We start from the raw sequence: 1,167 nt of genomic DNA on the forward strand, positions 1-1,167 counted from the left end.
AAGGCTTATCCCTTTGAGCCCGGTCTCCCAAGATGTGGTATCCGGGGGTTGCGGCGCGCCGAATGTTTCTGTAATGTTCCCTCATGCCTGCACGCTGGTCATCAGATCGCCCCATGTCGCGCCAGGAGTTCGAGGCGCTGTTTCCCGACGACGACGCCTGCGCGGAATACCTTGCCAAGAAACGCTGGCCCGAAGGCTTCACCTGTCCGGTTTGCGACACCCGAAAGGGTTGGGCTCTGGATCGTAACAGGCCGACGTGGGAATGCGCAGAGTGCAGGCGGCAGACTTCGGTCACCGCAGGCACCATCATGCATCGCAGCCATCTGCCTCTCAAGACGTGGTTCCTTGCCGCCCACATCGTCGCCACCCACTCGAACGGCATCTCCGCTCTTCAGTTGCAGGGCCAACTGGGCATCGGCAGCTACAAGACCGCCTGGCTCCTGCTCCAGAAGCTCCGGCGCGCCATGGTCGATCCCGGACGCAGCCCGCTGCAAACCCTCGTTGAGATCGATGAAACCGAGATGCCGTTCCGCTCGAAACACGACCCCGTCGACCAGAAGAAGGGCGGGCGCTCACCGGTTGGCAAGATCTTCATCGTGGGCGCCGTCGAGCTGTCTGAAGACGGCGAGCCGCGCCGCATCCGTCTGGCCCACATCCCCGACGGATCCTCGAAGACGCTGCACGGGTTCATCGGGAAGGTGGTAACCCCGGGTGCCCGGGTGATCACCGACGGTTGGCTGGGCTACGAGAACCCGCCGGCCAACCCTCACGAGGTGCGCGTTGTCGAGGGGCAGAAGGCTCATGAAGTGTTGAAATGGGTCCACCGCGTGTTCTCGAACCTCAAGCGATGGGCCAAGGGCGTCTTCCACGGATTGCGCAAGGCCCATGTCCAGCGCTACCTCGACGAATTCGTCTTCCGCTGGAACCGACGACGCCACACGCGTATCGCCCTTGATCGTCTCCTCGGGATCGGCATGGACCTCGGACCCGCCACCTATCGCGACTTCGTCGATCAGCGCGCCTGATCCCAACTGCCAAAGATCGCCGAGCGTCGTCCTCCGGCCTGCATCCGTTCACTCACATGTCCCAGCAACGAAAGACCGGCGTCCCCCCCAGAGGCAGCGCCCCACAAGATGTAGCAACCCCGGCATCAACGGGATAAGCCTT

The 1,167-nt window shown here is 63.0% G+C and carries 1 protein-coding gene; it reads left to right on the forward strand.

Annotated elements, in window-relative coordinates:
- Positions 1 to 83: 83 nt before the first annotated feature.
- The gene (locus tag ACOVRJ_RS16670; protein WP_422044959.1) at positions 84 to 1,025 is read left to right on the forward strand and encodes an IS1595 family transposase; all 942 of its coding nucleotides are present in this window, start codon (positions 84 to 86) and stop codon (positions 1,023 to 1,025) included.
- Positions 1,026 to 1,167 lie beyond the last annotated feature (142 nt).

It is taken from the genome of Roseateles sp., assembly GCF_049240545.1.
In the GTDB taxonomy this organism is placed as follows: Bacteria; Pseudomonadota; Gammaproteobacteria; order Burkholderiales; family Burkholderiaceae_C; genus Paucibacter_A.

Bases quoted from the DNA above. Each gene is read 5' to 3' on its own strand.
- ACOVRJ_RS16670 (WP_422044959.1), top strand. From the start codon at position 84: ATGCCTGCACGCTGGTCATCAGATCGCCCCATGTCGCGCCAGGAGTTC.